The 24748-nt window shown below is 64.7% G+C and carries 18 protein-coding genes and 2 tRNA genes; 11 read left to right on the top strand and 9 right to left on the bottom strand.

Features of this window, described 5'->3' with window-relative positions:
* Positions 1-9 precede the first annotated feature (9 nt).
* Entirely contained in the window at positions 10-2304 is a 2295-nt protein-coding gene (gene glyS, locus NOG11_RS07805; RefSeq protein WP_256619165.1) for a glycine--tRNA ligase subunit beta, read from the bottom strand.
* A 331-nt stretch (positions 2305-2635) separates the two neighbouring features.
* On the opposite strand from glyS, the gene NOG11_RS07800 reads away from it, so the two are divergent.
* The gene (locus NOG11_RS07800) at positions 2636-2935 is read left to right on the top strand and encodes a hypothetical protein (RefSeq protein ID WP_256619164.1); all 300 of its coding nucleotides are present in this window, start codon (positions 2636-2638) and stop codon (positions 2933-2935) included.
* Here NOG11_RS07800 and NOG11_RS07795 read toward each other — a convergent pair whose 3' ends face one another.
* A complete protein-coding gene (locus NOG11_RS07795) occupies positions 2936-3382 on the bottom strand; it encodes a Dps family protein (RefSeq protein ID WP_256619163.1) in 447 nt (148 codons plus the stop codon).
* Between the two features lie 273 nt (positions 3383-3655).
* Here NOG11_RS07795 and NOG11_RS07790 point away from each other — a divergent pair, with 273 nt between their 5' ends.
* The gene (locus tag NOG11_RS07790) at positions 3656-4483 is read left to right on the top strand and encodes a PPK2 family polyphosphate kinase (protein ID WP_256619162.1); all 828 of its coding nucleotides are present in this window, start codon (positions 3656-3658) and stop codon (positions 4481-4483) included.
* Here NOG11_RS07790 and NOG11_RS07785 read toward each other — a convergent pair.
* The 3 genes from NOG11_RS07785 to NOG11_RS07775 form a co-directional block, all read right to left on the bottom strand.
* Positions 4480-4728 (bottom strand): DprA-like winged helix domain-containing protein, encoded by a 249-nt coding sequence (locus NOG11_RS07785; protein ID WP_256619161.1) that lies wholly within the window; start codon positions 4726-4728, stop codon positions 4480-4482. The two genes, NOG11_RS07790 and NOG11_RS07785, sit on opposite strands and share 4 nt — an antisense overlap.
* 109 nt (positions 4729-4837) lie before the next feature.
* Positions 4838-6211, bottom strand: a complete 1374-nt coding sequence (locus NOG11_RS07780) for an L-serine ammonia-lyase (protein ID WP_256619160.1) — start codon at positions 6209-6211, stop codon at positions 4838-4840.
* Positions 6212-6449: 238 nt separating this feature from the next.
* Positions 6450-7766 (bottom strand): ABC1 kinase family protein, encoded by a 1317-nt coding sequence (locus NOG11_RS07775; RefSeq protein ID WP_256619159.1) that lies wholly within the window; start codon positions 7764-7766, stop codon positions 6450-6452.
* Between the two features lie 373 nt (positions 7767-8139).
* Here NOG11_RS07775 and NOG11_RS07770 point away from each other — a divergent pair, with 373 nt between their 5' ends.
* The 6 genes from NOG11_RS07770 to NOG11_RS07745 all read left to right on the top strand — a co-directional run bounded on the left by NOG11_RS07770 (position 8140) and on the right by NOG11_RS07745 (position 16220).
* Positions 8140-8790, top strand: coding sequence for a CatB-related O-acetyltransferase (locus NOG11_RS07770; protein ID WP_256619158.1), 651 nt, complete (start codon positions 8140-8142; stop codon positions 8788-8790).
* Positions 8791-8915: 125 nt separating this feature from the next.
* A complete protein-coding gene (locus NOG11_RS07765; protein ID WP_256619157.1) occupies positions 8916-9812 on the top strand; it encodes an ABC transporter ATP-binding protein in 897 nt (298 codons plus the stop codon).
* Between the two features lies 1 nt (position 9813).
* Positions 9814-13416, top strand: coding sequence for an ABC transporter permease/M1 family aminopeptidase (locus NOG11_RS07760; protein WP_256619156.1), 3603 nt, complete (start codon positions 9814-9816; stop codon positions 13414-13416).
* Positions 13417-13533: 117 nt separating this feature from the next.
* Entirely contained in the window at positions 13534-14901 is a 1368-nt protein-coding gene (locus NOG11_RS07755) for a DUF1800 domain-containing protein (protein ID WP_256619155.1), read from the top strand.
* Positions 14898-16079, top strand: a complete 1182-nt coding sequence (locus NOG11_RS07750; protein ID WP_256619154.1) for a DUF1501 domain-containing protein — start codon at positions 14898-14900, stop codon at positions 16077-16079. The genes NOG11_RS07755 and NOG11_RS07750 overlap by 4 nt, the downstream gene beginning before the upstream one ends.
* A gap of 51 nt (positions 16080-16130) precedes the next feature.
* Positions 16131-16220, top strand: a tRNA-Ser gene (locus NOG11_RS07745).
* Between the two features lie 290 nt (positions 16221-16510).
* Here the strand turns inward: NOG11_RS07745 and NOG11_RS07740 are convergent.
* From NOG11_RS07740 to NOG11_RS07730, 3 genes are all read right to left on the bottom strand, one after another.
* Entirely contained in the window at positions 16511-17161 is a 651-nt protein-coding gene (locus NOG11_RS07740; RefSeq protein ID WP_256619153.1) for a glutathione S-transferase family protein, read from the bottom strand.
* 12 nt (positions 17162-17173) lie between these two features.
* Positions 17174-17941: a 3-hydroxyacyl-CoA dehydrogenase gene (locus NOG11_RS07735; protein WP_256619152.1), complete on the bottom strand. Its 768-nt coding sequence runs from the start codon at positions 17939-17941 to the stop codon at positions 17174-17176.
* Positions 17942-18419: 478 nt separating this feature from the next.
* Positions 18420-21032, bottom strand: a complete 2613-nt coding sequence (locus NOG11_RS07730) for a M14 family zinc carboxypeptidase (RefSeq protein WP_256619151.1) — start codon at positions 21030-21032, stop codon at positions 18420-18422.
* A gap of 127 nt (positions 21033-21159) precedes the next feature.
* Here NOG11_RS07730 and NOG11_RS07725 point away from each other — a divergent pair, with 127 nt between their 5' ends.
* From NOG11_RS07725 to rlmB, 3 genes are all read left to right on the top strand, one after another.
* Complete coding sequence (locus tag NOG11_RS07725) at positions 21160-22875, top strand: solute:sodium symporter family transporter (RefSeq protein ID WP_256619150.1); 1716 nt, start codon at positions 21160-21162, stop codon at positions 22873-22875.
* A gap of 71 nt (positions 22876-22946) precedes the next feature.
* A tRNA-Tyr gene (locus NOG11_RS07720) sits at positions 22947-23032 on the top strand.
* A 419-nt stretch (positions 23033-23451) separates the two neighbouring features.
* Positions 23452-24210, top strand: coding sequence for a 23S rRNA (guanosine(2251)-2'-O)-methyltransferase RlmB (rlmB, locus tag NOG11_RS07715; RefSeq protein WP_256619149.1), 759 nt, complete (start codon positions 23452-23454; stop codon positions 24208-24210).
* Here the strand turns inward: rlmB and NOG11_RS07710 are convergent.
* Entirely contained in the window at positions 24207-24746 is a 540-nt protein-coding gene (locus NOG11_RS07710) for a hypothetical protein (protein WP_256619147.1), read from the bottom strand. The genes rlmB and NOG11_RS07710 overlap by 4 nt on opposite strands.
* Positions 24747-24748 lie beyond the last annotated feature (2 nt).

Below are 24748 nucleotides of genomic sequence, written 5' to 3'. Positions count from 1 at the left end.
TCCTCAGTCCTATCCTTCGAGCCGATCGAAATCGGCCACCTTTTGTACGGTTGTCTTCAAACGCAAGAGTTGTGCCAGGCGGTTAGCGCGCAACCCTTCGTCCTCTGCGTTGACGGTGACGGCTTCGAAAAACGCATCGAGCGGCCCCCGAACGGCAGATAGCGCGGCCATGGCCGAGGCAAAGTCTTCCTCAGCGATGGCGCTTTGCGCTTTCGTTTCAGCAGTTTCGAGGGCGGCGTGCAGCGCCCGCTCCTCCTCCTGCTCGAAGAGGGAGGGGTCGGGGTCAGCGTCCGGCAGGCCGGTCTTCTTCTCCTCGGCCTTGAGGATGTTCGCGGCGCGCTTATAGGCAGCGGAGAGGTCCGCGCCTTCGGGCGTGTCGAGAAAGTCCGACAGCGCCCGCAGCTTCTTCTCCACCAGCACGAAATCGTCCGCGCCTTCCTCGAGGGCGGCAGCGACGCGGTCGTGGCGGAAGCCCTGGTCCCGGAAATAGACGGTCAGGCGGTCGTGGAAGAAGGTGAGGAGGTCGGTGGCAATCGGGATAGCTTGCTCAACAGCTTCTGATACTGCCTCTTCCCGTAGGCGCAGTTGTTCGTCTGTGAACTGCTGTTCTGCCTCGTCTTCTGTCATTTCAAGTGCGCTGACTGCCAGATTGGCCTGCGTTCGAAGAAAGGACGCTAAGACCTCATCGCGCGTTGCACTACTACCTAACCTCTCTCTTTCCGCGGCGTATTGAGCTTTCTCGTTCCTTCGACGGACAGTGCGCTTGAGGTGCTCGAACTGTATGAGCTTTGCTTTTGAGCTAGCTCGTAGCAGCATATCGTTAGTACTCCGTCTAATCTCAAAAGCTAGTATCATCCGTATCACCGCCAAAGCCGCACGCCTAAGCGCAAACGGATCCCTTGACCCCGTAGGCTTCTGGTCAATGCTCCAGAACGCGGCCAGCGTGTCCAGCTTGTCCGCCAGGCTCACCGCCACGCCGATCTTGTTCGTGGGCAGATCGTCCGACTGCCCCTGGGGCTTGTAGTGGTCGCGGATGGCGTCAGCCACGGCCTCGCTCTCGCCCTGCTCCAGCGCGTAGTAGCGGCCCATGAGGCCTTGGAGTTCGGGGAACTCGTAGACCATCTCCGAGGCAAGGTCGGCCTTGGCGAGCCTTGCCGCACGCTCAGCCTCGTCAGGATCGGCGCCGCAGGCGGGGGCCAGCTCGCGCGCGAGGGCGGCCACCCGCTCCACCTTGTCGGCGATCGTGCCGAGGCCCTCGAAGAAGGTGACGCCGGAGAGTTTCTCGGCGTGGCTCTCCAGCCGCTTGGACAGGTCGTTGCGGTAGAGGAACAGCGCGTCGGACAGCCTGGCCGTCAGCACACGTTCGTAGCCGCGCATCATGCGCTCGTCGCCCTCGATATCGGCGACGCAGACGAAGCTCGGCGCCAAGCGGCCCGTTTTCGGATCGCGCACGGAGAAATATTTCTGGTGCCCGCGCATGGCGGCGGTGATGACCTCGTCGGGAAGCTGCAGGAACGCCTCGTCGAAGCGGCCCATGTAAGCGGTCGGCCATTCGGAGAGGCCGGTGACCTCGCGCAGGAGGCCCTCATCCTCGACCAGCTCCAGACCTTCGTCAGCGCAGAGTTTGGCCGCGCCCTCTTCGATCCGCCTACGGCGCTCTTCAGCGCGGAGGATCACGTGGCCTACCGTCAGGGCCTTCTCATAGGAAGCCAGGTCGCGAGCACTCACCACGCCGCTGCCGAGCACGCGGTGGGTCTCGGTCTCGTCCGAAGCCTTCACCCCCTGCCCCTCGTTCTCGATGGCAAAGGGCACCACCTCGCCGTCCAGGGTCAGGAGCACGCGGCGCAAAGGGCGCACCCAGCGAAGGTCGCCGGACCCCCAGCGCTGGGATTTGGGCCAGGGGAAGTTCTGGACGACGTCGGCGAGCGCCTCGGCGATCACTTCGCCGGCGGGGCGGCCCTTGGTCTCGATGATGGCGACATAGACCTCGCCCTTCTTAGTCTCCAGCACCTCAGCCTGGGAAATATCGGTCAGCCCCGCGCCGCGCAGGAAGCCCTGCACGGCCTTCTCCGGCGCGCCGACCTTGGGCCCTTTGCGCTCTTCGCGGCTGTCCGGCGAGGCTTCGGGCAAACCTGTGATCGACAGCGTCAGGCGGCGGGGGCCGTAGAAGCTCTCGGCGCTGCCGCCCTTCAGCCCGGCCTCTTCGAGCTTGCCCACAAGTAGGCGTTCGAGGTCACCCGCCGCCTTGGCCTGAAGCCGCGCAGGGATTTCTTCGCAGAAGAGCTCGAGGAGAAAATCAGCCATAGGGCTCGCGCCATAGAACGCCCCGTGGTGCGCCGCAACAGCCGGGATAGCTACCTCTCCCGTTCACGGGAGAGGTCAAAGGCTGCGTCAGCAGGCTTTGGGTGAGGGCTTCGGCGAAGCCGTCTTGCTGCATCTGCTGCTGCGACAGCTTTCTCCGGTTCGAAATAGTCCCCCGGCCCTTTCGTTTGCTGCGCAAACCGCTTGCGAAGCCCCCTCACCCTCGGTCCCTCTCCCGTAAATGGGAGAGGGAGACGGTACATGCGCCGCCTCCTCTTTTGGGGAACTCTCCACTGCCGCAACTTGTTCCTCTCCATCGGAAAGGTGGTGGGCCGTGAAGCGCGTATTCATGCTGGGTGTCGGCGGGTTTCTAACCGTAATGGGGGTGATCCTCACCATCTCGCCCGTGCCGCTTGGCTTCGTATTGGCCTTCTTCGGGCTCGGCCTGATGATCATGCACAGCCCGCGCATGGCCGCTTGGGTACGCTTCAACCGCACCTACAACGACACGGTGGACAAGCACGCGACCTATGCCGCGAAGCACATGCCCGGAAAGGTGGGGCAGGCGCTCGACCGCACCAGCCCCCACCGGGACTATGAAGGGCAGAAGCCGGTGGCGTCTCCCGCGGAGTAGCTAGCGCTCCAGGCTGGAGCGCAGCATCCACGCCGTTTTCTCATGCGCCGTTATCAGCTCGCCGAGCAGCCCTTCAGTGGCCGGGTCGCCCGCCTCCTCCGCCACGTCCAGCGCCGCGCGGGCACCCTCAAGCCAGCTTTCGTGGCCGGACAGCAGGTTCTGCACCATGGCATTGGCGCTCGGCACCTCGTTGTCTTCCGCATAGCGGGCCGCGATCCGTCTCAGCTCGCCGCCCATGGGAGCGTAGGCGCCGAGGGCTCGGATGCGCTCGGCGATCTCGTCCAGGCTCTCGAACAGGGCGCGGTAGTCCTCCTCGAACAGGGCATGGAGGCTGGCGAAGTTCGGCCCCTCCACGTTCCAGTGATAGCCGTGGGCCCGGAGATAGAGGGCGTAGGTCTCACCGAGAAGGTCGGTGAGGGCGGCGGCAGTGTTCTGGCGATCGGTCATGATGGCCTCCTTGTCTGGAGGCAATGTGGAGGCGGGAGGCCGTTCGGTCCAATTGATAGTTGTGGTGAGGGGTATCGGGAGGGTCGATGGGCGCCTGCTCAGCTGGTTTTGAGGGAGGCTTGTAAGAAGTTCTGCTGACGTCAGTCTCCTGTGTGGACCGTGTTCGAAATCCTCTTGCCTTGGCGGCGGTTCGTTCTTGAGAAAGGAGGAAGGGCCGTCTACCTACTGTCCTAATAACTGGACAGGGCCTCTCCACATCCTACCCTTCGTCCCGTGACCGATCAGCCCTCCTACGCCGCCGTCCACGATGCGCTCCGCCCTGAGGCCGCGTCCTTCGACATCGCCGCCGCCCCCACCCGCCTGGACGACCTCTTCGCCGATAAGGAAGCGGCGAAAGCCTCCTGCGAGGCCGATGCATGGGCCATCGACGAGCTTCAGGACCGTCTTTACGCGGAGGGCCAGCGCTCCCTTCTTGTCGTGCTGCAGGGCATGGACACGGCCGGCAAGGGCGGGACGGTGAAGTCCGTCTTCGCGCACACCTCGCCGATGGGGATGGAGGTCACCGCCTTCAAGGCACCGAACACGGAGGAGCTGGCCCATGACTATCTCTGGCGCATTCACAAGGCCGTGCCGCGCAAGGGGCATATCGGCATCTTCGACCGCTCACACTATGGCGACGTCCTGGCCGTAAAGGTGCTGGGCCTGCAGTCCGAGGAGGAGGTCGAGGCGCGCTACGAGGACATCAACGCCTTCGAGCGCTATCTCTGCCGTACCGGGACGAAGGTACTGAAATTCTTCCTGCACATCTCCAAAGAGGAGCAGAAGGAGCGCCTCCAAGCAAGGCTCGACAAGCCGCACAAGCGGTGGAAGTTCTCCAAGGCCGATCTTGACAGCCGCGCTCTGTGGGACGATTATCAGCGTGCCTACGAGCTGATGGTTCAGCGCTGCTCGACCGAACATGCGCCCTGGTATGTGGTGCCGTCCGACAGCAAGAGCCGCCGCAACGCAGCCGTGGCGCGCATCGTCCGCCAGACCCTCGAAGAGATGAACCCGAAGGCGCCCAAGGTCGATTGGCACCCTGAGGACTGGGTGATCAGCTAGGCGATCACGGCAACGGTCCGTGCGGGTGTTGCAGCCGTCACAGCGGGTCTGAACAACGCGCCGTCACGCAGGACTTCTCCATCGCGCTCCAGTGCCGCTAAGTGGCGCAGCACATGGCGCATGGGCAGGCCGCACCAGCGGCTCACCTCGTCGGGGCTGACCGCATTCTTCCGCCTGACCGCTTCGAGGCAGCCGAGGCGCTGGTAGCGGTCCACAAGGCTTTGTGCTTCGCGCCGCTGAACCATGGTGCCGCTCCCTCGTTCCAAAAGGTGCCGAGGGTGTGGGTTAGCAAGTCAGGTTTGAGGGGCGGTTGAGGGGCTGGGGAGAAAGCTATGGGTGGCGCTCAGACTTCGTTCAGCATTCAATCACGTTGACTGCGAGGCCGCCCTGGCTTGTCTCCTTGTACTTGTTCGACATGTCGAGGCCGGTCTGGCGCATGGTTTCAATGACCTGGTCGAGGGAGACCTTGCCGGGGCCGTCCGAGTGCAGAGCAAGGCGCGCGGCGTTGACCGCCTTCACCGCGCCGATCGCGTTGCGCTCGATGCAGGGGATCTGGACGAGGCCGCCGACAGGATCGCAGGTGAGGCCCAGATTGTGCTCCATGCCGATCTCGGCGGCGCAGGCGCATTGCTGGGGCGTGCCGCCCCAGACGGCGGCGAGGCCCGCAGCGGCCATGGAGCAGGCCACCCCCACCTCCCCCTGACAGCCCATCTCTGCCCCGGAGATCGAGGCGCGCTGCTTGTAAAGAAGCCCGATGCCGCCCGCGGTGACGAGAAAAGTGCGCCGTGCACGGTCGGATGCTTCGCCTTCGGGGCAATAGCGCCGGAGGACCGCCGGGATGATTCCCGCCGCACCGTTCGTCGGTGCGGTGACGACCTTGCCGCCGGCTGCGTTCTCCTCGTTCACGGCCATGGCGTAGACGTTGAGGATGTCGAACAGGCGCTCGGGTTCGTTAGCCATGGGGGTGGCGAGGACCTTGTCGTGGAGGTCCGGCGCTCGCCGCTTGACGTGAAGGCCCCCCGGCAGCTCGCCCCTTGTCGAGAGGCCCCTGTCGATGCAGTCGAACATGACCTTCGCGATGAGGTCGAACTTCTCCTCCGTCTCGACGCGGGGGCGGTAGGCGTCCTCGTTGCCAAGGACCACCTCCGCGATGGAGAGACCCTCTTCGCGGCAGATGGAGAGAAGCTCCGCCCCTGAAGAGAAGGGGAGCGGCACAACGGTCCTGGTGGGGACGATATCGTCCTCGGCAGGCTTCTGGAGCTGAGCTTCGGAAGCGATGAAGCCGCCGCCGGTGGAATAGAACTGCCCCTCCGCCACGGGCGCGCCGTCCTCGTCCAGCGCGCGCAGCCTCATGCCGTTAGGGTGGAGCGGCGGGATGACGTCGCCCGCAAGGTCGATATGGCGCTTGGTGGTGAACGGAATATCCCGCTCGCCGAAGAGGCAGAGAACCCCCTCCTCCTCGATGCGCGCCAGCCCCGCCTCGCCCGCTTGTGGGTCGTAGGTTTCGGGGTCCTGGCCCATCAGCCCCAGCGCCGTGGCCGTCAGTGTACCGTGGCCCTCGCCGGTCAGGGCGAGGGAGCCCTGGAGCTGGACATAGACTTCGGCGATCCGCCCGCGCTCCTCCCCGGAGAGCTGCGCCAGGAACCGTCGCCCGATGCGCATCGGGCCAACGGTGTGGGAGCTGGAGGGACCGATGCCGACGCGGAAGAGATCGAGGACGGAAAGCATGGGGCGGAGCTAGCTGAAAGCGCGCGGCCTGTCATGCTGCGGCGCGGTGAGATGCCAGTTCCTATCCTTGGCGACTAGCGCCTCCCTCTCCCGCAAGCGGGAGAGGGACCGAGGGTGAGGGTGTTCTGAGCACCGCTTTTACCAAAAGCGCGGCAGAACGGCTTCGCCGAGGCCCTCACCCGAAATCAAATAGATTTCGACCTCTCCCGTGAACGGGAGAGGTGAGCATGAGTGAAGGTCAATCGAAGCCGTACCTGCGTAGAAGCTCCCTGACATTCACGTTCGCCTCCAGCTTCGTCGCCAGCATGTACATGCCGCCGATCTTGCGATGGAGGAACATCACCACCGGGTTCGGCGCGTGGTCGAACTTGGTCTCGCGCAGCGCGATGCCGTAGTCGCGCAGCCTGAGCGTCACATCCGAGGCGGCGAAATCGTAGGGGCCGTCATGGCGCAGGGGCTCGACGGCGGCCAGGAACATGCCCTCGAGGGCCGCCTCCTGATCCTTGTCGAGCTCGCCCGAATAGAGGTTGATCGAGCGGGCCGCCTGGTCGATTGCGCGCCAGTCGCCGGTGAGGTCCGCGCCGACGAGCTTGCGGTACCCTTCCGAAAGCTCGGGCGCGATCTCGCGCGTCGCGCCGAAATCGAGAAGCACGATCTCCTCCGTCTCCGGACGGTAGCGGTAGTTGGCGAAGTTGGGATCGGTCTGCATCAGCTTGAACTCGAAGAGCTCGCGAATGACAAGGTCGAAGAGAAGCTCCACCGCATGGTTGCGCACGGCTTGGTCGCGGCTGAGGAGGTCCTCGATGGGCTGGCCCTTCTCGAAGGACATGGCGAGGACGTCCTTCGTGGTCAGGTCCTCGTGGAAGCTCGGCACGACGAAGGCGTCATCTCCCGCCAGAAGTTCGCCGAAGCGGGCCATCATGGCGCCTTCGCGGAGGTAGTCCGCTTCCTCGTGCAGCTGGGCCTTGGCCTCGGTGAAGACCGGCTTCATGTCGACGCCCTTGGGCGCCTGGCCGGAGAGCTTGATCAGGGTCAGGACGTTGTCGACGTCGCTGTCGATGCTTTCTCGCACGCCTGGGTACTGAACCTTGATGGCGAGGTCGCGGCCGTCCCTGGTCCTGGCGCGGTGAACCTGGCCGATGGAGGCGGCAGCGATGGGTCGGGGGTCGAACTTCTCGAACTTCGCCATCCAGCCCGCGCCCCAAGCATCGTTCAGCACACGGCGGAGCTGCTGGGGCGGCATGTGGTGGGCCTGGTCCCTCAGCTTCGCAAGGATCTCGGCAAGCTCGGGAGGCAGCATATCGTCACCGCCGATAGAGAGGAGCTGCCCGACCTTCATGGCCGCGCCGCGGAGCTGGCTGAGCTGATCGGTGAGCTTCTGCGCATTGGCCGGGGTGAGCAGCAGGCCCTCGACGCTGGGCCGCTCGCCGCGCGCCACCCGCTTGGCCCCCTCGGCCAGCATGTTCCCGGCGATGGAGGTGCCGAGGCCTGTAAAGCGCGCGAGCCTACCCAAGCGGCGGCTGGGAACGGCGAGGCTGTCTCTGTCACGGCTCAAGGGGGTGCCCTCCAGGTGTTTGTGAGGACATAGGGGGCGGGCTGGGGAGAAACAGGGCGGCGGAGTGTCTCTCCTCTTCGTTCTCACCTCTCCCGTTCACGGGAGAGGTCAAAGGCCGCGTCAGCAGGCTTTGGGTGAGGGCTTCGGCGAAGCCGTTTTCGGCGTTTGCAATAGAATGGGCGCTCAGGACACCCTCACCCTCGGTCCCTCGCTCGCAAGCGGGAGAGGGAGGCGCTAGTTGCCAGGGTCTTCAACGAAGTTGCATCTGGACATTTCGGCCTACTAACGACTAACCAGCCCACAGCCAATGGAGGGAGCCATGAACAAACCTGCTGCCTGAACCACCCTACTCAGCGCCAGCGAAGGATTTGTCATGCCTGCCTTTCCCCCTCCCCATACCACGCATCCCGTCCCGCTGCCCGATGGCAGCCGTCATGCCGGGACGGTCTTTCTGAAGCCCGTCATCGACCACCCTCGTATCGAGGTCGGTGAGTACAGCTATGCCAGCAGCTTCGATCCGCCGGGGGACTGGGCGGCTCGGCTCGCTCCCTATCTCTATGACTTCTCTCCGGAAAGATTAGTGATCGGCAGGTTCTGCCAGATCGCCGATGGCGTCACCTTCATCACCTCCTCGGCGAACCACCGCTATGACGGGTTCAGCACCTACCCCTTCGCCGTCTTCGATGAGGGGGCGAAGGAGGACCGCGTTTCTCTCCCCGGACCGGGGCCGGATACGGTGATCGGCCACGATGTGTGGCTCGGGCGGGGCGCCACCGTTCTGCCCGGCGCGGTGATCGGCAACGGCGTCATCGTCGGCGCGGGGGCCGTGGTGGGCGGAACCGTCCCTGCCTACAGCGTGGTCGCGGGCAATCCCGGCCGGGTCGTGCGGCAGCGGTTCCCCGACACGGTCATCCGGGAGCTGCAAGAGACCGCCTGGTGGAACTGGCCGATCGAGCGGATCATCGAAGTGGAAGAAGCCATCTGCGGTGGGGATATGGCGGCGCTTCGCCGGGCTGCCCCCTGAGGGGACCGATCTTGCGAAATTGCAGATGCTGGTCCGAGCCCCCTTGCGGTAGCTAACGAGACGTCCATATTTACCGGCAAACGATATATGATGCACCGCGGCGCAGCGCGAGAGAGGGCACATCCATGCTGAAGATCGAAGGCCTGAACAAGACCTACCCCAACGGCGTCAAGGCGCTGGACCATGTGAACCTCGATGTGGGTCTCGGCATGTTCGGCCTTCTGGGGCCGAACGGCGCGGGCAAGTCCTCGCTGATGCGCACCATCGCCACCCTGCAGGACGCCGACCGGGGCCAGGTCACCTTCGGCGGCATCGACGTCCTGAAGAACCCCGAGCCGGTCAGGCGGCAGCTCGGCTACCTGCCCCAGGATTTCGGCGTCTACCCCCGCATCTCGGCCATGAAGCTGCTCGACCACCTCGCGGTGCTGAAGGGCATTTCGAACGGGCGCGAGCGCAAGGACGTGGTCGAAAAGCTCCTGCGCGAGACGAACCTATGGGAGGCGCGCAAGAAGGCCCCCGCCACCTATTCGGGCGGGATGCGCCAGCGCTTCGGTATCGCCCAGGCGCTCCTCGGTGATCCTAAGCTGATCATCGTCGACGAGCCCACCGCCGGCCTCGACCCCGAAGAGCGCAACCGTTTCCACAACCTCCTCTCCGAGATCGGCGAGAACGTGGTCATCATCCTCTCCACCCATATCGTCGAGGATGTCTCGGACCTCTGCTCGCAGATGGCGATCATGAACCAGGGCCGGATCGCGGCGAAGGGCTCGCCTTCGGAGCTGGTTCAAACCGTCGAGGGCCGCATCTGGCGCAAGGTGATCGCCAAGGCCGACCTCGAGGACCACCAGAACCGGCACAAAGTGATCAGCGCACGCCTCGTTCAAGGCCAGACCGTGATCCGGGTCTATAGCGAGAGCCATCCCGGCGACGGCTTCGAAGAGGTCTCGCCCAACCTCGAGGACGTCTACTTCGCCACCATCCGCGGCGCGATCTTCACCGGCGCCCAGGCGGAGGCCGCGTAACATGCTGGGCTCGGTCTTTAGGTTCGAGCTGGCCTATCAGCTCCGCGGCGCGGCGTTCCTCGCGATCTTCGTTCTCTTCTTCCTGCTCGTCTTCGGTGCCGTCACCGTGGACCAGCTTCAGATCGGCTCTTCCGAGGCGGTCAACATCAACTCACCCTCCGCAGCCTTCTCCACCATCGCGGTGATGGGCGTGATCGCCATCTTCATGCCGGTGGTCTTCATGGCCACCACGGTCACCAGGGACAAGGCGCTGAAGACTGCCGAGGTGTTCGGCGCCATGCCGGTGCCGGCGCGGACCATGCTGCTCGGGCGGTATCTCGGCGGCCTCGTCGCCACGGCGCTTTGCTTCCTGTCCGTACCCCTCGCCTTCTGGATCGGCACCATGATGCCCTGGCTCGACCAGGAGCAGATGGGTCCGGCGATCGTCGGACCTTACTTCTACATCTACCTGGTGTTCGGCGTGCTGAACCTCGCCGTTCTGGGCACGATCCTGTTCACGGTCGCCAACCTCACCCGCTCCACCATGGCCACCTGGGTGGCGCTGGTGGCGATCTTCATCGGCTGGGTCACGGCCACCTCCCTCACCTCGGAGCTCGAAACCAGGACGCTGGCAGCCCTGCTCGAACCCTTCGGCTTCGGCGCCGCCGGTGAGATCACCCGCTACTGGACCGCCCAGGAACAGAACACTCAAGTGATCCCTTTAGAAGGCCTGCTGCTGCAGAACCGGCTTCTCTATGGCGGGCTGGCGGTCTTGCTTCTCCTGGTGAACCTCGCCTTCCCCAAGGGACTTGGCGGCTTGAGTTTCGGCGGCAAGAAGAAGGCGGAGAAGAGCGTTGCCGCCGCGGCGCTCCGCGTCGTCGACCTGCCCAAGGTCACCCCGTCTAGGAACGCAGCGCTGAAGCAGTTCGCGACCCGCGTGCGTTTCGAGAGCTTCGGCATCATGCGCTCGGTGGCGTTCTGGGTGGTGCTGATCCTCTCCATCGCCAACACGATGGGTTCGCTTCTGAACCTCGGCAACATGTACGGCACCGAGAGCTACCCGATCACGAGGCTGATGATCGGTGCGGTGGAAGGCGCTTTCGCCTTCGTGCCGATCATCGTCGCGGTCTACTACACCTCCGAGCTGATCTGGCGCGAGCGGGGCTTCAAGTTCAACGAGATCGTGGACGCGACCCCCACTCCCTCCTGGGTCTTCGTCGGCGCCAAGTTCGCCGCCGTCGCCATGGTCCTCCTGCTGATGACGGTCTTCGCGTCGGGCACGGCCATCGCCGTCCAGCTCGCCAAGGGCTTCACCTTCATCGAGCTTGGTCAGTACGCGGTCAGGGGCTTCTTCTACTCACTGGTCAGCTTCACCTTCCTCGCTGCCTTCGCCCTGTTCGTGCAGGTGGCGGCGAACAACAAATGGGTCGGTATCGGCATCTTCCTTGCCTACTTCGTCGGCTCCATCGTGATGGATCAGGTGGGTTTCGACCACTGGCTCTACAATTTCGGCTCCGGGATCAACATCAACTACTCGGATATGAACGAGTACGGACCTTATCTCGGCATCTCGTCGGTCATGTCGGTCTATTGGGGTCTGTTCGTCATCGCCCTGAGCATGCTGACCTTCGGCCTTTGGAGCCGAGGGAGCCTCGATCCCATGCTCTCACGCATCAAACGCCTGCCGAGCCGCCTAGGCGGGCGGGGCCAGGCGGTCTTCGCCGGCTCGTTGGCAGCCTTCGCGGCCATGGGCGGCTTCGTCTACTACAACACCAACGTGCTCAACGAGTACCAGAAGGCGGAAGCGCGCCGCGACGCCGCAGAGGAGTTCGAGCGGACCTACCGCCAGTACGAGTGGGACCCGCAGCCTGAGATCGTCTCCGTCGATCTCGACGCGGACCTCTACCCGAAGGAGCGCCGGGCCGTTCTGTCGACGGAGTACGTGCTGGAGAACCAGACGGACGAAGCCATCGCGACCATGCAGGTGGACTATGCCCGCCTATCGGAAGTCCAGGCCCACGAGGTCGAGGGCGCTAGGGTGACCACGGAGGATGAGGGCTTCAACCACTACATCTTCACCTTCGATCCGGCGCTCCAGCCCGGTGAGAGGCGGGTGATGAAGTCGACGGTGGAGATCAGCAATCCGGGCTTCCGGTCGGGCAACAATCTCAGCCCCGTCCGCGAGAACGGCACCTTCATCGACAGCTCGAACCTGGCTCAGATCGGTTGGGGCGAGGAGAAGATCCTCACCGACCGGGCCGAGCGCCGCAAGCGCGGCCTCGAAGAGCTGCCCCGTGCCGCGAAGCTGGAAGACGAGCGCTACTGGTCGAGGGGCCTCTTCTCCGGCTCGGACTGGGTGGATTTCCGCGCCGTCATCACGACGGATGCCGACCAGATCGCGGTGACGCCCGGCTACCTCGTCAGCGACACCGTGGAGGGAGACCGGAGGACCTTCGTCTACGAGCAGGACACCCCGATCCAGAACTTCTACTCGATCCAGTCGGCCCGCTACGAGGTTGCCGAGGATGTTTGGGAGGCACCCGAGGGGCAGGAGGACGTGAAGCTTCAGGTCTTCTACGACCAGAAGCACCCCTACAATGTGGAGCGGATGATCGAGGCCATGCGGCTGAGCTTCGACAAGTTCACCGACGTCTTCACCCCCTTCCAGTACCGGCAGATGCGCATCCAGGAGTTCCCCTATGCGAGCTTCGCGCAGAGCTTCCCGAACACCGTGCCGTATTCGGAGAATATCGGCTTCATCCTGAAGGTGGACGACAGCCCCGAGGCGGCCGATATCGACGCGATCACCTATGTGACCGCGCACGAGGTCGCCCACCAGTGGTTCGGCCACCAGCTTTCGGCGGCTCCCGTCCAGGGCGCCACCATGCTGATCGAGAGCTTCGCACAGTACGGCGCCTTCCTGGTCATGGAGGACCTCTACGGCCCCGAACAGATGCGCCGCTTCCTGCGCTACGAGCTCGACCGCTACCTCTCCGGAAGGGCGAATGAGCCGATCGAGGAGATGCCGCTCTACCGGGTGGAGAACCAGCAGTACATCCACTACCAGAAGGGCGGGCATGTCCTCTACCTCCTGCGCGACCAGATCGGCGAGGAGACGCTCAACCGTGCCATCAGGCGTATGCTGACGGAGTGGGGCTACAAGTCCGATCCCTATCCGCGTACGGTGGACTTCCTCGCCATCCTGCGCGAGGAGGCAGGCGAAGAGCACGAGCAGCTCATCACCGACCTCTTCGAGCGTATCGTTCTCTACGATGTCGAGGTGCTGTCCGCGAACGTCACCGAGCGTGAGGACGGACGCTTCGATGTCAGCATGAAAGTTGACGCGAAGAAGCTCGTTTCCGACGGCCAGGGCAACGAGACCGAAGAGCCTCTCTCGATCACGATCGACATTGCTGCGTTCTCGGAGCATCCGAAGGACGTCGTCAGCGGCGACGAGCACATCATCGCCTTCGAACGCCGGGAGGTTGTGTCGGGCGAGCAGAGCTTCACCTTCACGGTGGACGAGCGCCCGACCCATATAGGGGCCGATCCCTACAACAAGCTGATCGACCGGCGTCCCGAAAACAACGTCGTCAGGCCCGACGAGGGCGACGACACCGCCTAGCGGAGTTCGAGAGAGCGACCAGCCGGATGCAACGTCCGGCTGGTCTTTTCATAAGGAGCCGTAAGACAACTTCTGGCTTCTGTCCCGCTTTGGCGCGTTGTGTGCTAGGCAAGGCTCATGACGAGCAAGAACGCCTTTATCGCCTGCCACCGCTTCGGCCTCGGCCCTCATCCTGGCGAGATGAGCCAGGCAGCAGGCGATCCGCAGGGCTGGCTTCGAGCCCAACTGAGCGGTCCCCTGCCCAGGCTACGGACGGGCGAGAAGCGCCTTTCTGCCGCGGACAAACTAGCCAACCTCCACCTCGCGCCGAAGGAAGAGCGGGGCGACATCAGGAGGGGGTACTTCGACGAGATCAAACTGCTGGTGGACGACCATTTCCATCAGCGGCAAATCAGCAAAAGACCTTATGCGGAGCGACTGGCCGCTTTCTGGGGCAACCACTTCGCGGTGGGCAACAACAGCAGAGCCATCTCATCGGTCATTACGGACCACTACGCCGACGCCATCCGCCCCTATATGTTCGGGTCGTTCAAGGATCTCCTCGTCGCCGCTCTCACCCATCCGGTGATGATCGGCTATCTCGACAACCACTTGTCCTTCGGACCGAACTCCCCGCTCGGAGAGCTTCGCAAGGTTCGGATGAACGAAAACCTCGCCAGGGAAACTTTGGAGCTCCACACCTTAGGGGTGAACGGAGGATACACGCAGGACGACGTGGTCGCACTGGCCAAGGTCTACACCGGCTGGTCGTTCACCTCTCCAAAAACCTTGGGCGATGAGGCTCGCTACGCTGAAAAGATCGGCGGGTTCGGGGAGCGGAGGATCGGCGGCGGCGTGTTCTTCTCCGCCTATCATGAGCGGGGGCCGAAAACGGTCCTTGGCAAGACCTATGAGGAGGAAGGGCATCAAGAACTCCTCAAGGTGCTCGAAGACCTCGCCGCCCATCCCGCGACCGCGAGGCACATCGCCACCAAGCTAGTCCGGCACTTCGTCGCTGACGATCCGCCGGGGGGTGCGGTCAAAAGGATCGAGACGGTGTTCCTGCGCACGGGCGGCAACCTACCCTCCGTCTACGAAGCGCTGATCGACCTGCCCCATGCCTGGCAGCAGCCCTTCGCCAAGGCCAAGACCATGGTCGATTTCGTGACCGCTGCCGACCGTGCGCTGATCGACTACCTGCCCGAGCCGACGGGCCGCTCTGGCATCCTTCACAATCTCGGCCAGGCGCCTCTCCGCCCCCCCTCCCCCGAAGGCTTCAGCGACCGCGAGGAAGCCTGGCTCACGGCGGCAGGCGTGCAGCGGCGGCTCGCCTATATCGCGCTTCTGTCCCGAAAACTGCGTCCGCCGCTCCTTTCCGTCAGGGTGTTCGAAGACACGATCGGCCCCGTCGTCAGCAAACGGACCGACAGGGCCGTCTTCGGAGCTGCATCAGCCAAGGACGCCGTCGGACTGATCCTCGCCTCACCGGAGTTTCAACGCAGATGAGCAAGATGATGATGGACCGCCGCCTCTTTCTGGGCGGGGCCGCCGCTGCGGGCCTTGCGCTTCCAGGGGTATCCTTCGCCTCCCCCAATACCGAAAAACGCTTCGTGCTGATCATCCAGCGCGGCGCGCAGGACGGCATCCACGTCCTACCCCCCTACGGTGATCCTCAGTACAAGGCTCTACGCAAGGCGACCCGTATCCCCACGCCGGGACAGGAAGGCGGCGCCCTCAAGCTCGACGGTCTCTTCGGTATGCACCCAGAGCTCGGCGCCCTTGCCAAGCTCTACCGCCAGAAGGAGCTGATCGTCTTCCCGGCCATCGCCACGGGATACCGCGGCCGTAGCCACTTCGACGGCCAGAACCAGCTCGAAAACGGCAGCAACCGTCCTTACGGCAGCTCTTCGGGTTTCCTCAACCGCGCCCTCCGTGCCATGCCCTCCCAGCCCTCGGGTCTCTCGATGGGGCTGAACTACCCCCTCGCGATGAACGGCAAGGCGCAGGTCTGGCACTTCGCGCCCACCACCATGAAGCCGCCTAGCGACGACTTCCTGGCGAGGGTTGAAGAGATGTATGCCGACGACCCGGTGCTCTTGGGTACGCTGGATGCGGAGCTACTGGAAAGCGCCGTGTCAGACCTTGGCGTTCAGGAGCGCAACGGTATCTCCAGCGGCAGGGACCTTCCGAGTTCCGCTCTCGTGGCGGGGAGGCTGCTGGCCAAGCCGGACGGGCCTCGCATCGCCATCCTGTCGAGCGAGGGGTGGGACAGCCACTCTCAACTCCTTCAGAAGAGCTTGAAACTCATGCCCTCGCTCAACCGCGCCGTCGCCAACCTGCAGACGGGCCTTGGCAGCGCCTGGAAGGATACGGTGGTGATGACCGTGTCGGAGTTCGGGCGCACCGCAGCGGAGAACGGCAGCCGCGGCAGCGACCACGGCACGGGCGGGGTCAGCTTCCTCTTCGGCGGCGCCGTCGAGGGCGGACGGATTATGGGCGACTGGGCCGGGCTCAGGCCACAGGACCTTCTCGATGGCCGAGACGTGAGACCGACAGTGTCTACTGAAAGCGTGCTGAAGGGCGTCCTGGGCAGCCATCTCGGCATTCCCGAGGGTCACCTGGAGGAGACCGTCTTCCCAGGCAGCCGGACCGCCGCCGCCCAAACCGGCCTTCTGAAGGCCTGAGCAGGCTTTCGCTCTCTGGACTGTTGCCCTAAGGGGCACCGGACCCGAGCCGGAGGAGTGGCTGAGTGGTCGAAAGCGGCGGTCTTGAAAACCGTTGAGCGTTTGCGCGTTCCGGGGGTTCGAATCCCTCCTCCTCCGCCAGATCCTTTTCGCTCACGCGCCGAAGGCGCTCCGCGGGGGCGGCCTGACCGGCCGAGCCGCAGTCGCAGCTTTGGGATCGCAAGTTCGAGCTTTCTCCCTCAGTGCCCGCCATCCTCGATCTCACAGCGCGGCGCCTCCGATGGGGCGGGCTGACCGCCCGGCGACCGGTCGGTCGCTTGGGAAGAGGGTTCGGATGGCTGTTCGTTACCCTTCTCTCGCCTCCTCTTCGCTCCCCCACATGTGGGGGAGCGAAGAGGAGGCTGAGGGGGCCGCGGCATCTGCCTCTCTACCTACCGCTTCGGCAACGTCGCAGCCACACTCTCCCGCTCCCCCACCGCCTCGCGCCAGCGGTGGAGGTTCTTGAACTCGTCGCCGGGACGTTGGCGCGCCACCTTGGAGAAGTCGAAGGTCGCCACCGCCGTGATGTCGGCCCAGGTGAAATCGTCCGTGGCGATGAAGCTCCGGTCAGCGAGGCGCTCGTCCAGGACGGCCCAGAAGTGCTGCAGCCTGGCCGCGCCCCGCATGGCAAGCTCTGGGATCTGCTCGTAGTTCTGCGGCCCCGTCATGGCCCGCCCCTTCATCTGAGGCGCCATGTTGCGGACGACTTCGGCCACTGCCATCAGGCCTTCGAACTCGCAGCGGGCGGTCCAGCTCGCCACCAGCCCTCGCTCCGTCGGTGTGCGGCCTAAAAGAGGCGGCTCGGGTTGGGCTGCGTCGAGCCAGGCGATGATGCCCTGGTTGTCGCCTAGCAACGTTCCGTCTTCGAGCCTCAACGCAGGCACCGTACAGGCAGGGTTCACGGCCCTGAACTCGTCCGTGAGCTGCTCTTTCTCGGCCAGGTCGATCACGATCGTCTCGTGGTCCAGACCCTTCTCGATCAGGGCCATCTTAGCGCGCCTGGGGCTCGGCGCGCCGGGATAGTCGTAAAAGGTGACAGCCATGCCTATCTCCCTCTAGCGGGGCTGCATGCGAATGCCCGCGTCTACGCGGATGGTCTCGCCGTTGACGTAGTCGTTCTCGGCGATGAACAGCGCGGCGTGGGCGATCTCGGCAGGGTCGCCGAGGCGCTTGGGGTGGAGGGGCTGCTCGGACAGTGACTTCACCGCCTCCTCCGGCAGGCCCTCGAAGAGCGGCGTCTTGATGAGGCCGGGCGCCACCGTGTTCACGCGGATGCCCTCGCGGGCCAGGTCGCGGGCGATGGGCAGGGTCATGCCGACGATGCCGCCCTTGGAAGCGGAGTAGGCCGCCTGGCCCATCTGCCCCTCATAGGCCGCAACCGACGCAGTGTTGATGATGACGCCGCGCTGGTTGTCGCCCCAGGGCTCGTTCTTCATCATGGCGATGGCGGCGAGGCGGATGACGTTGAAGCTGCCGATGAGGTTGACCTCGATCACCTTGCGGAAGGCGTCGAGGGAGTGCGGGCCGTCCTTGCCGACGGTCTTCTGCGCCCAGGCGATGCCCGCGAAGTTGCAGGCGATGTGGACGCCGCCGAAGGTCTCCACCGCCAGCTCGATGGCGGCCTGCACGTTCTCCTCGGAGGTCACGTCGCAGGTGAGGAAGCGGACGTGATCGCCGAGCTCGCCAGCCAGCGCCTCGCCCTTCTCCTTGTCCCGGTCGAGGATGACGACGTTGACGCCCTTCTCGGCGAAGAGGCGCGTGGTGGCGCCACCGAGGCCCGATGCGCCGCCGGTGATGATCGCTGTCTTGCCGTTGATGTCCATGGCCGTTGCCTCCTTGGCTTTGTTCGTTGGAGGCGGCTTAGCCAGCGCCGCCCCCTTTGGCCAAGGGTTCGGACAGCGGGTCCTGGACCTAGCTCGAATGCCTTCCTTTCGACTTCGCGACCGTGCCCACCTTTCCCTTCGGGAGAGGTCGAAGGCTGCGCGGAGAAGTTCCTAGGGAAGATCGTTCTTGAATGTTCGGGTTGTCTGCGAACGCAGGTGGCCCCCTCCGCCCTTCGGGCACCTCCCCCACTCGTGGGGGAGGGAAGCAGAACCAGCGCTTGCTCTCGATTTCGCTCCCCCTCCCCGAGGGGGAGCTGCCGACAGGCTGAGGGGGAGCGGCCACCAGCGCGTACGTTTCGTCTGATTGCAAACGATATGAACGCCGTTCTTGATTCCGAGCTCGGCTCAACATTCGCCCTCACTCGACATCCAAGATGTCGATCTCTCCCGAAGGGAGAGATGGTTGAAGGGCAGCGTCCTACTCCTCCACCGCCGTGTAATCGCCGGAGGGCCGGTCGATCAGGTTCGAGAAGAAGATCGCGTTGACCAGAAGCCGCTCGGTACCGTGGAAGAAGCCGCGGAAGACCGGGTTGTCGGCCATCAGGACCACCGCCCCGCGGCCGTAGCGCTCGGCGATCACGGCGGGGGTCTCGGCGATCTCGCCCCGGCGGCGCTCGGACATGTAGCCGGTGAGAAGGACGCTGCCGCTCGGTTTATAGGCCGAGACCACGGCGTAGGGGTTGTCCTCCGGCCATGTCAGCGTGAGCGACGTATTGCGCAGGCTCGGCAGGTCACGGTCCGTGTACCCGAAGGCTAGCGGATGGGTGGTGTCGATGTCGGTGGCGACGATCGAGCCCGCCACCACATGCTCCGCGTCCCGCGTGCCCATCTCGGCGTAGTTGAGGCGGGTCCTGCCGTCTTCCGGCCCCTCGTCCTCGCTGGTCTCCTGGCCGTCTTCGAGATAGGTGTTCTGTGCCCAGACGGCTGCCTGCCGCATGGCGACCAGCGTGCCGCCCTCCTCGCGGATCCACTGGCCGACACGGTCCGCCGTGCCCTGAGGAAGCTGCGCGCCGCCGCCCACCATGAGAAGGTGGGTGTAGCGCGACCAGTCGAGGCCGCCGAGGCGGTCCTTATGCACCAGGGTCACCGGCATGTTGAGGTCGTGGTCGAGAAGGTGCCACACCTCCCCCACATCGTAGCGGGCCAGTCCTCCATCATAGGGCAGAACGACGGACGGCTCCCGCCCCGGCTCGAAGCTGGCCCCGCCCAAGGAGGCGGTCGCCACATCGCCGGCGCCAGAACTGACAGGCAGGACGTCGATGCCGAACTCGTTCATCGCCTCTTCGAGCAGCGTACGGATCTCTTCCTCGGACTGCTCCTGACGGGCGAAGGGAATGAAGACCGTTCCGGCGGAGAAAGTCTCGATGCCTTCCGGCGTCCTGACTTCGAAGGGCTCGCGGGCGATCCGGGCAAGGAGCCCCTCGTCCAGAAGCTTGTAGAGCGCACCGGGCGCGCGGCGGTCCGCCCACGGCATGACGTAGCCGTAGCTGCTCTCCGCCAGGTTCCGGCGCGTCTCTTCCTCTTCCCCCTCCCAGAGCTCACCGAGGAGGTCTTGGTCGTAGCGGCCCGCCGCATCACCGCGCGACACACGGTTCTTGAGCGGCGCGTGGTGTAGGTCGAAGGCGAGCGGCAGGGTCCAGCCGCTCACATCGTAGAAGATGTTCTCCTCGAACTCGGTCACCCGGTCGAAGATGCCCCGGATCATCAGGTACTGGGGCTGCTGCAAAGGCACCACATAGCTGTCCTCGGGCTCATAGACCTGACCGTTCACATCCAGAGGCTCGGCAAGCCGGTGAGCGACGATGTCGTGGGTCGAGAGCAGGTTCAGGAACCGCGTCATCCGGCCCTTGTCCTTCCCCGCACTGATGACATAGCCCTTGGTCGCATCACGCTGGGCCTCCGTAGCCGCGCTTTCGAAGAACTCGCGCTGATAGGCCTCGATCTCGTCCTTGGCCGCCAGCGTCCCCTCGATGGTGGAGAGGGTGGTGCGGAAATGGGTGCGGATATTGTCCGCATAGGAACGCTCGCCGGACGGGCTCTCGACAGCCCCGCCCCTCGCCGCGCCCACCTCGAACAGGATGCCCAGCCCGCCATTCACCTGCGGGTAGGTCGATCCCTTGCCGATGTAGAAATTGTCGAAGCCCTGCTCAGTGAAATAGAGGCGCGCTTCGCTGTCCAGGAACTCGCGGTGGTACTCGGCGATGTCCTTGGTCAGCTCGCGGGCCTGGTCGGGGATGAGGGGGTTCTTCCGCTTCGGCTCACCGGGGTGGAAGTAGAAGGTCGACTGCGAGCCCATCTCGTGGAAGTCGGCGGAGACCTGCGGCTTCCACTCCTGCCACTTCGAGACCCAGGCTTGGGCCTCGGGCTGGGACAGGAGGAGCCACTGGCGGTTGAGGTCGAACCAGTAGTGGTTGGTCCGCGCCTCGGTCCAGAGGTCGTGCTGGGCGTGGGCGGGGTCGGTGACCGGCACCTCACCGCCGAAGGTCTCGACGTGGTCGACCCGGCGGGAGTGGCCGTCGGGGTTGAGGATCGCCACGACCAGCACCACCGCGTCGTCGAGCTGCTCCTCGATCTCTTCCCCTTGGGCGGCGGCGAAATGGTAGAGGGCGGGAACCGATGCGTCCATGCCCGCGCTCTCCGCGCCGTGGACGCCGTAATTGATCCAGATCACCGCCGGCTGCTCCTCCGGCACCGGCTCACCGCGAAGGGCGGCGAGGTGGAACTCGCGGATCTCCTCGAGGTTCAGGAGGTTCTCAGGAGAGCTCACCGCGAAGAAGAGGATCGGCCTCCCCTCATGGGTGTACCCGATGGTCTCGACCTGCATCCGGTCGGAGGTTTCGGCGAGCCCGCTCAGATACTCGACCAGCTTGTCGTGTCGGATGGGCCGCTCGCCGAGGCCGTAGCCCAGGAACTCGTCCGGCGTCTGGATGCTGTCGTCGTACTCGACGCCGTCGAGCTGGAACGCCTCAATGGGCAGGGCGCTGGCCGTACCCCAGAAAAGAGCGAGCAGAACCGTCAGACAACCGCGCATGGCGAACTCCCAATATACCCGTCGTCTTGATGGCCTACGCGAACTTCGTGGTCAAAGGGTGTGCTGCGGAAAGATGATCCTGCGCAACGCCGCTGGCATGGGCCGCAAACCGCGCTAGGCCTCCTCCATGCAGAGCTGCGGCCTTCTTCTCACCCTTCTCACCTGCCTTGGGTTCATGGTGCTCGTCGGCTGGGTCAGCTACCTCAAGACTAGAGGCGAGGCCTCGACCAAGGAGGGCTACTTCCTCGCCGGGCACGGGCTGAGCGCCGGGTTCATCGCGGGCTCGCTTCTTCTCACCAACCTCTCCGCCGAGCAGATGATCGGTCTCAACGGCTCCGCCCACGGAGCGAACCTGTCGTCCATGGGCTGGGAGGTGACCGCCGCCATCTCGGCCATCGCCATGGCGGCGGTGTTCCTGCCGCGCTACCTCGCCGGCGCTTTCACCACCCTGCCCGAGTTCCTGGCCTCCCGCTACGATGAGGGGGTGAGGCGGCTCGCGGCGCTCCTCTTCATCCTCGGCTACGGCCTCGTCACCATCCCTTCGGTGCTCTATTCCGGCTCACTGGCGGTGATCCGCCTCTTCCGGGTCGAGGAGCTCACCGGGCTCGCTCCTTTCCCTGCCTTGGTTCTGACCGTGATCGTCATCGGCGTCGTCGGCGCGGTCTATGCCGTCTTCGGAGGGCTGAGGGCGGTGGCCGTCTCCGATACGCTGAACGGGGTCGGGCTTCTGATCGTCGGGCTGCTGGTCCCCGCTCTGGGGCTGATGGCCTTGGGCGAAGGCAGTCTGATGCGAGGCATCGAGATCATCGCGACCGCCGAGCCGGAGAAGCTCAGCGCCATCGGCTCGAAGGACGACCCGACGCCTTTCGGCACGCTCTTTACCGGGATGATCTTTGCCAACCTCTTCTATTGGTGCACGAACCAGTATGTCATCCAGCGGGTCCTGGGCGGCGCGTCTCTGAAGGAGAGCCAGAAGGGCGTCCTCCTCGCGGGCTTCTTCAAGGTGGCCGTGCCCTTCATGATGATGGTCCCCGGTGTCATCGCCTACCACCTCTACGGCCCCGGCCTTGCCGGCATCGACGAGGCCTATCCGAGGCTGGTGGACGATGTTCTGCCAGCGGCGCTTGGCGGCTTCTTCCTCGCCGTGCTTTTGGGAGCGGTGTTCAGCTCGTTCAACTCGCTCCTCAACTCGGCCGCCACCCTCTTCACCCTCGACATCTGGGCGCCGCTGAAGAGATCGGTGCCGGACGAGGCGGCGCTGATCCGCATGGCGAAGATCACTAGCGTGGTGATCGCCCTCTTCAGCTTCGCGGCGGCGCCCATGCTCTCCTTCGCCGAAGCAGGGCTGTGGCAGGTGATCCGCGTCTTTACCGGCTTCTACAACATCCCGATCATCGCCATTGTGGTCACGGGCATCTTCACCAAGCGCGTCCCCGCCCTCGCGGCTAAACTGGCGATCGGCTTCCACATCCTCGCCTATGGGTTCCTTCGCTTCTCCCCCTGGCCAATCCTCGACATCCACTTCATCCATCAATACGCCGTCCTGTTCGCTGCCGAGGTCGTCCTTATGCTGCTGATCGCGAGGTGGAAGCCACGGACGGAACGGGCAGAGCCGTTGCGTAAGGCAGTCATCGACATGACCCCCTGGCAAGGGCTCCTGCCCACATCGGTCAGCCTCGCCTCCTCGGTCGCCGGGCTCTACCTTCTCTTCTCGCCGTGGGGAGCCGCGTCGAAGGAAGGCTTCGGCCTGCCGTTCTGGGCGGTGGCGGTGCTTCTCGTTGGGACGAACCTTGCCGTGTGGCTTCGCTATGTGAGGCAGCGGCCAGCTCCTTTGTCGGCCTAGAAAACCTCCCACCAATGGGTTGCGCGCCAGCGTCCATCGCTCTATGGGCCTGCTTCGCTCTCGAGCGGCCTGGAGAGGTGGCCGAGTGGTTAAAGGCAGCAGACTGTAAATCTGCCCGCGTATGCGTACGCTGGTTCGAATCCAGCCCTCTCCACCATTTTCGTCCGGTTTCGCGCAGCGAAAGAAAAAGGTCCGGGGGACCTTTTTCAGGTCGAAAATGCTGCGGCAGCAGCTCGGCAGCAAGAGCCTCAGTCTCGAAAATGGTTTTCTCCTTTATCTCACGGCGCGCGGCGCCTCCGATGGGGCGGACCATACGGTCCGGGCACCCGGTCGGGTGCCTTCCCGTTCCGCCGCCGAGCTTCGAAGGGTCTGTAGTGGAAGCGCTCAGCTCTTCTTCTGACGCTTCCCACGGCTTGACCGTGGGACCCATCTCCCACCGGCGGACATTCGACAGGCTTCAGGAGATGGGTACCACGGTCTGCGGCTGCGCCTTCGCCGTGGGAAACCGCATCTGATAAACGGTAGGGCTCGCATAGCCCCCTTCCCTCTCCCCTCAACTTCCGCCAATCCGCCTCCATGCCTGCCCGACCCCAGCACCGCCGGTCCGAGAAACCCCGTGAAGACGGCCCCGTCTGGCTCTATGGGCGCCATGCGGTTCTCGCCGCCCTCCGCAACCCCAAGCGGGACCTTCTGCGCCTAGCCCTTACCGACAATGCTAGCGCATGGCTGGAGGCCGAGCACAAGATCCCCGGCAGTGCCGAGAGCCTGAAGCCGCACCAGATCGATAAGCTCCTGCACCAGGGCGCTGTCCATCAGGGTATCGCCGCACAGGTCTCCGACCTTCCCCGTGCCCGGCTGAAGGATGTCATCAGCCCAGAAGGCCCTGGCGCGGTGGTGGTCCTCGATCAGGTCACCGATCCGCAGAACATCGGCGCCATCATCCGCGTGGCTGCAGGCTTCGGCGCTAAGGCGATGATCGTTCAGGACCGGCGCACCCCGCCCCTTGCAGGTGCGCTCGCCAAGGCGGCAGCGGGCACGCTGGAGACGCTGCCGGTGGTGCGGGCGGTCAATATCAGCCGCTCCTTGGAAGCGCTCCAGGAGATGGGCTTCACCACGGTGGGCCTGGCCGGAGAAGGCTCCGTGCCCCTTCCCGAGTTTCGCGCCGACGGTCCCGTGGCTGTGGTCATGGGCGCCGAAGGCAAGGGCATTCGCGAGGGGGTACGCGGGCACTGCGACGCGCTGGTATCGATCCCACTGCGAGAGGAGGTGGAGAGCCTGAATGTCGCCACCGCTGCGGCGGTGACGCTCTACGCGCTGAGCATGGCGGGGACTTAGGAGCCCGCGCTGCCGCTGCCGAGGGTCTGTCCGGCGAAGTAGGAGGCGTAGGCCTTCAGCTCCTTGCCGCGCAGCTCGCCGTCGCCATTGGTGTCGTTCAGGAAGAAGGTCTCGAGGCGAGCTTCCTCCCATCCGGCGCGGTCGAAACCGCCACCGCCGACCCGTAGCCGGTAGTCGCGGCGCGCCACGGCATCGAGGGCCACTTTCTCGGGCGAGGTCAGGGTCTGGCCGATCTCTTCCGGCACGGGCACCCGGACGGTGATGGTGCCGTCAATGGCGATCTGGCGGTTGAACCTGGCAAGCTGGGCGTAGACCACACGCTGGGCGGCGTACTCGTCCTCGTCGATGAGGCCGTCGCGGTTCATGTCGATCTTGTCGAAGGCTCTGGCGGCGTCGACCATGACTTCCGTTTCGGGCAGCACGTCGATGGGTGCGCCGAACGGGTTCTCGAAAGCCTCACCCAGCGAAGCGGAGCCTGCAGTCAGGGTCGCGGTCACGGCGAGGATCTTGAGCATGCGCTTGTTGCGGTTTTCCATCA

The organism is Parvularcula maris (assembly GCF_024505085.1).
Taxonomy (GTDB): domain Bacteria; phylum Pseudomonadota; class Alphaproteobacteria; order Caulobacterales; family Parvularculaceae; genus Parvularcula; species Parvularcula maris.
This window is presented reverse-complemented; position numbering and strand designations above follow the sequence as displayed.

Excerpts from the sequence above, each read along its gene's own strand:
- NOG11_RS07755 (WP_256619155.1), top strand. The coding sequence starts at position 13,534 with ATGACGAGCAAGAACGCCTTTATCGCCTGCCACCGCTTCGGCCTCGGC.
- NOG11_RS07770 (WP_256619158.1), top strand. The coding sequence starts at position 8,140 with ATGCCTGCCTTTCCCCCTCCCCATACCACGCATCCCGTCCCGCTGCCC.
- NOG11_RS07765 (WP_256619157.1), top strand. The coding sequence starts at position 8,916 with ATGCTGAAGATCGAAGGCCTGAACAAGACCTACCCCAACGGCGTCAAG.
- rlmB (WP_256619149.1), top strand. The coding sequence starts at position 23,452 with ATGCCTGCCCGACCCCAGCACCGCCGGTCCGAGAAACCCCGTGAAGAC.
- NOG11_RS07730 (WP_256619151.1), bottom strand. The coding sequence starts at position 21,032 with ATGCGCGGTTGTCTGACGGTTCTGCTCGCTCTTTTCTGGGGTACGGCC.
- NOG11_RS07750 (WP_256619154.1), top strand. The coding sequence starts at position 14,898 with ATGAGCAAGATGATGATGGACCGCCGCCTCTTTCTGGGCGGGGCCGCC.
- NOG11_RS07735 (WP_256619152.1), bottom strand. The coding sequence starts at position 17,941 with ATGGACATCAACGGCAAGACAGCGATCATCACCGGCGGCGCATCGGGC.
- NOG11_RS07760 (WP_256619156.1), top strand. The coding sequence starts at position 9,814 with ATGCTGGGCTCGGTCTTTAGGTTCGAGCTGGCCTATCAGCTCCGCGGC.
- NOG11_RS07725 (WP_256619150.1), top strand. The coding sequence starts at position 21,160 with ATGCAGAGCTGCGGCCTTCTTCTCACCCTTCTCACCTGCCTTGGGTTC.
- NOG11_RS07780 (WP_256619160.1), bottom strand. The coding sequence starts at position 6,211 with ATGCTTTCCGTCCTCGATCTCTTCCGCGTCGGCATCGGTCCCTCCAGC.
- NOG11_RS07795 (WP_256619163.1), bottom strand. The coding sequence starts at position 3,382 with ATGACCGATCGCCAGAACACTGCCGCCGCCCTCACCGACCTTCTCGGT.
- glyS (WP_256619165.1), bottom strand. The coding sequence starts at position 2,304 with ATGGCTGATTTTCTCCTCGAGCTCTTCTGCGAAGAAATCCCTGCGCGG.
- NOG11_RS07740 (WP_256619153.1), bottom strand. The coding sequence starts at position 17,161 with ATGGCTGTCACCTTTTACGACTATCCCGGCGCGCCGAGCCCCAGGCGC.
- NOG11_RS07710 (WP_256619147.1), bottom strand. The coding sequence starts at position 24,746 with ATGGAAAACCGCAACAAGCGCATGCTCAAGATCCTCGCCGTGACCGCG.
- NOG11_RS07785 (WP_256619161.1), bottom strand. The coding sequence starts at position 4,728 with ATGGTTCAGCGGCGCGAAGCACAAAGCCTTGTGGACCGCTACCAGCGC.